This is a genomic window from Pseudomonas sp. P5_A2_2, assembly GCF_054177685.1.
The window spans coordinates 1-4,206 of sequence record NZ_JBGCUL010000381.1 but is presented as its reverse complement, the minus strand read 5'-3'; the positions used below and the strand labels follow the sequence as shown (position 1 = coordinate 4,206).

The following is a 4,206-nucleotide window of genomic DNA, read 5'->3' as shown; positions in this document are numbered from 1 at the left end:
TGACGGTGCAGGGCGCACAGCACAATTGGAAAACTCGCTTCGAATTCCGGCGAGAAAGCGATGACCTGTGCAGCGCTCAAGCCCAGTTTGGTCTTGTAGTTCGGATGCCAGGGGTGGCCGAGCGTGCCCCACTGTTCGAGCAGTGACGTCGGGTTCTGGTGGTTGGGGCTGGCTTTGAGCCAGGCGAGCAGATTGTCGTCGTGCTCGGTGTCGATCTGCTCTCTCAGGCGCTCGGTCCATCCATGGTGGAACGCCAGGCACAGGGTGTCGTTGCTGTAGCTATCGTCCAGTTCGCGGGCCAGACGTTCCAGTACCTGCGGGGAGGCGGGCGGGTTGAGCTGAGTGCTGAGGTGAGCGAGCAGTTCGCTGGGCAGCTGGATTTTGTGGGGCAGGCTGTCGGGGGTGTGCAGGACGATGCTGCCGCGAACGTCCCAGCTGTTCATTCTTCCGCCCGACAGGTGATCGAAGCAAAGCTTCGCACCGTCGCCAAGCGGCAGCCAGCAACGACTGTCGTCGTCGTATTCGCAGGCGTCGGGGTTGATCAGACCTTCGCGAAACAGCGCCTGGATCAGGCGTTGGAAGCAGCGCTGGGCGGCGGGCTCCAGGGCATTGCTCAAATGGTCGAGGGTGATGCGGTGGGACTGGAAGGCCGGAGTGCCGAGGGCTTCGCTCCAGTTTGAGAGCAATTGCTGCTGTTTTTGCGTGTAAGCGCGCATCGAGTCCGACTCCTTCTGGACAGTGGTTTAGCTGAATGCGCGCAGAGAATACATTTTCCAAATAATAATGCAAATGATAGTAGTTCCTACTTGTAGTATGAGGAACTCCTTTTCAGAGACCGACGAGGGGTTTGCTCAAGACCATGTAGCGCTCTCCCACCTTCCGCGCATACTCCTCCAACACCTGCTGACACAACGCCACAATCTCCTCGACCCACTCAACGCCCACCCGCCACGACACCACCACCTGCAAGTCGGGTGGTCGCTGATCGATGTCCAGCAAGGTCAATTCACTACGCGCCAGTTCCTCGGCCACCAGCACCGGCGGCAACGCGCCAACGCCAAAACCGTCGCGCAGCAGCCGGGTAATCGCCGACACCGAGTTCACGCAGTTCAACCGTGGCGTCATCACGCCATTGGCCTGCATCAGGGCGAGCACTTCCTGATGCGGGTGGGAGTTTTTCGAGTAGGTAATGATCCGCTCTTTCGCCAGATCGGCGACGCCTGAATACTCACGGTTGTACAGGGAATTGCTGGCCACAATCCAGCCCATGGGGTGGCTGGCCAGTTCCAGGCTGCGCACGCTTTCCTGGCGCAGCAGGTCGGTTTGCAGGATCACGTCGAGAAAGCCTTTTTGCAGCTGATCGCAGAGGTTGAGCGAGGTATCGGCCACCAGCTCGATTTCCACCAGTGGGTAGTGATCAGTCATCTGCGCCACCAACGGGCTGAGCCAGGTGTGGATCACCGTGTCCATCACGCCGATGCGCACCCGTCCGGCCTTGCTCGAGCGGGTTTCGATCGACTGCTTGAGTGCCTGCATGGTGTCCATCATTTGCTCGGCGTAATCGAGCACTTTAAGGCCCTCCGGCGTCAGGCTCACGCCGCGCGAATCCCGCAGAAACAGCTTTACCCCAAGCTCGCCTTCAAGCACTGCGATGCGGCTGGAAATCGAGGCCTGAGTAGTGAAGAGCTTGTCAGCGGTCAGGCGGAAACTCTTGAGTCGGGCGACCCAGACGAAGGTCTCGAGAAACTTCAGGTTCATGGGATAAAGATTTCTTATGTCTAAGGCGGGTTTTTATTAGTTGGACGCAGCAGGGGCGCGCGTCCAAGAATCGACGCATCCGGTTCCCACGATAGGCGTCGTCGGGGCTCAGAACAATACCAATAAAATCAGCGCGGAGATTTGCCATGAGTGCGCCCGACACCCCCGCCATCCCGAAAGCCTCGGCCCGTCCGGGACCTTTCGACTGGTATCGCAACATCAATCAGCAGGAACGCCGCACGTGATCCTCGCGGCCCTGAGCCTGCCAGAAACCCGTGGCAAGCAACTCGACGCCCGGTAACTGATAACCTGCGGGCTTGTCTTACAGATATGTCCCGCAGCTAAAAAGAATAAAGCCTACAGGAGTGTTCAGCGTGAGCCGCCTGCTATTGAACTGTGACATCGGCGAGAGTTTCGGCAACTGGACCATGGGTCTGGACGCAGAAATCATGCCCTTTATCGATTGCGCCAACATCGCCTGCGGTTTTCACGCCGGCGATCCGAGCGTCATGCGCAAGACCGTCAGCCTGGCCCTCAGCCACGGTGTGCAAGTTGGCGCGCATCCGGCCTATCAGGATCTGGTGGGATTCGGCCGCCGTTCGATGGCGTATGCCACCCAGGAGCTTCAAGACATTCTGCATTACCAGATCGGCGCCCTCGACGGCATCTGCCGGGCCCAGGGTGGTCGGGTCAGTTACGTCAAACCCCATGGCGCGATGTACAACGACATGATGGCCAACCCGGCGCAGTTGCGCGCCGTGCTGCAAGCGGTGGCGTCCTATGACCGCAACCTGCCGCTGATGTTGATGGCAACCCGCGACAACAGCGCCGCCCAACAACTGGGTGATGAATACGGCGTGACGCTGTGGTTCGAGGCCTTCGCCGACCGTGCCTACGACAGTGCCGGCAGGCTGGTGTCGCGACAACTGCCGGGAGCGGTGCATCACGACCCGGAAACAATTATCGAGCAAGCGCTGACCATTGCTCGTGGTGAAAACCTGACTGCCAGTGACGGCAGCGCCCTGCATTTGCGGGCCAATACCCTGTGCGTACACGGCGACAACGCCAGTTCGGTCGCTGCCGTGCAACGCATCCGTGAAGCCTTGAACCGGCAGAGCGCGTCATGAAACTGCGGGTGGAAGTGGTGGCGCTGGATTGCCTGATGGTGCGCCTGTTCGATGAAATTGCCGAAACCAACATGCCGTGGATGCTGGCGGCCAGTGAAAGTCTGCGGGCGGCATTCGGTGAGCATTTGATCGATCTGGTGCCGTCCTACACCACCTTGATGGTGCATTACGACTTGACCGCGCTGAGTCCCGCCCAGGCCCGGGAGTTAATCGCCCAGGCGCTGATCGATCTGTCGCCTAACGCTCATGCCCGCGGTAAATGTCATGTGTTGCCGGTGTGGTACGACTTGAGCGTCGGACCGGAGCTGAACCTGTTGTCGCAGCGCAGCGGGATGGCGGTGGAGGAGGTGATCCGTCGTCACAGCGAGCGTGAATATCAGGTGTTCGCCCTGGGCTTTGCACCGGGCTTCGCCTTCATGGGACTGGTGGAAGAGGTACTTGCCGCACCGCGTCTGAACACGCCACGCAAGAAAGTCGCGGCCGGCAGTGTCGGCATCGCCGAACGGCAGACGGCGGCTTACCCGGTGGTGTCGCCGGGCGGCTGGAACCTGATTGGCCGCACGCCGGCCAAATTGTTCGATCGCAACCGTGACGGCTACAGCCTGATGCAGCCCGGTGACACTGTGCGGTTCGAAGCGATCGGCCATGCCGAGTTCATTAACCTGGGCGGTGACGACACGCCACTGGAGGCCCAGGCATGAGCCGTCTGACGATTGAAGCGAGTACGCCGCTGTGCCTGTTGCAGGACGCTGGTCGTTTCGGCGTGCGGCATCTGGGCGTGACCCAGGGTGGAGCGGCCGATTGGCGTTCGATGTCCTGGGCCAATTGGCTGTTGGGCAACGGACTGGATGCGCCGGTGATCGAAATCACCCTCGGCGGGTTTACCGTCGTGGCGGAGGAGGAATGCGTGCTGGCMTTGGCCGGAGCGGATCTTGGCGCGCAGGTGGACGGCGAGGCGCTGGCGCCGTGGCGCAGTTTCAGGCTGCACGAGGGGCAGCGTTTGCAGTTTACCCGGCCATTGCTCGGCGCCCGGGCCTATCTGGCGGCGCCGGGTGGGTTTGATGCACCGAAAGTGCTGGGCAGCAGCGCGACGGTGGTTCGTGAGGAACTCGGCGGCCTGGACGGTATGGGCCATGCGCTGGGTAAKGGCGCGTCATTGAGCTATTCGGGCAACTCGGTGATGTTGCTGCGCGAAATGACCGCAGACCAGCGGCCGGACTTGAACCTTGATGCTCCGTTAGACCTGGTCCTCGGTGCACAGATCGGTGAGTTCAGCGGGCAGAGCCTGTTCGATGCATTCAACAGCGTGTGGAGCCTCGAC

5 protein-coding genes are annotated in these 4,206 nt (G+C 60.8%); 3 read left to right on the top strand and 2 right to left on the bottom strand.

Going from position 1 to position 4,206, the window contains the following annotated elements; translation table 11 throughout:
• The coding region (locus tag ACXRVY_RS18820; RefSeq protein WP_458237965.1) for an IucA/IucC family protein at positions 1–716 on the bottom strand (716 nt) is incomplete at its 3' end.
• A 112-nt stretch (positions 717–828) separates the two neighbouring features.
• Positions 829–1,758 carry a LysR family transcriptional regulator gene (locus ACXRVY_RS18815; RefSeq protein WP_223462022.1) on the bottom strand — a complete coding sequence of 310 codons (930 nt, stop codon included), beginning with the start codon at positions 1,756–1,758 and terminating at the stop codon, positions 829–831.
• A 374-nt stretch (positions 1,759–2,132) separates the two neighbouring features.
• Here ACXRVY_RS18815 and ACXRVY_RS18810 point away from each other — a divergent pair, with 374 nt between their 5' ends.
• The 3 genes from ACXRVY_RS18810 to ACXRVY_RS18800 form a co-directional block, all read left to right on the top strand.
• Positions 2,133–2,885 carry a 5-oxoprolinase subunit PxpA gene (locus tag ACXRVY_RS18810; protein WP_223462024.1) on the top strand — a complete coding sequence of 251 codons (753 nt, stop codon included), beginning with the start codon at positions 2,133–2,135 and terminating at the stop codon, positions 2,883–2,885.
• Positions 2,882–3,586, top strand: coding sequence for a 5-oxoprolinase subunit PxpB (gene pxpB / locus ACXRVY_RS18805; RefSeq protein WP_223462026.1), 705 nt, complete (start codon positions 2,882–2,884; stop codon positions 3,584–3,586). Before ACXRVY_RS18810 ends, pxpB begins: the two co-directional genes overlap by 4 nt.
• On the top strand, positions 3,583–4,206 hold a 624-nt coding region (locus ACXRVY_RS18800; RefSeq protein WP_458237964.1), incomplete at its 3' end, for a 5-oxoprolinase subunit C family protein. The genes pxpB and ACXRVY_RS18800, both read left to right, overlap by 4 nt.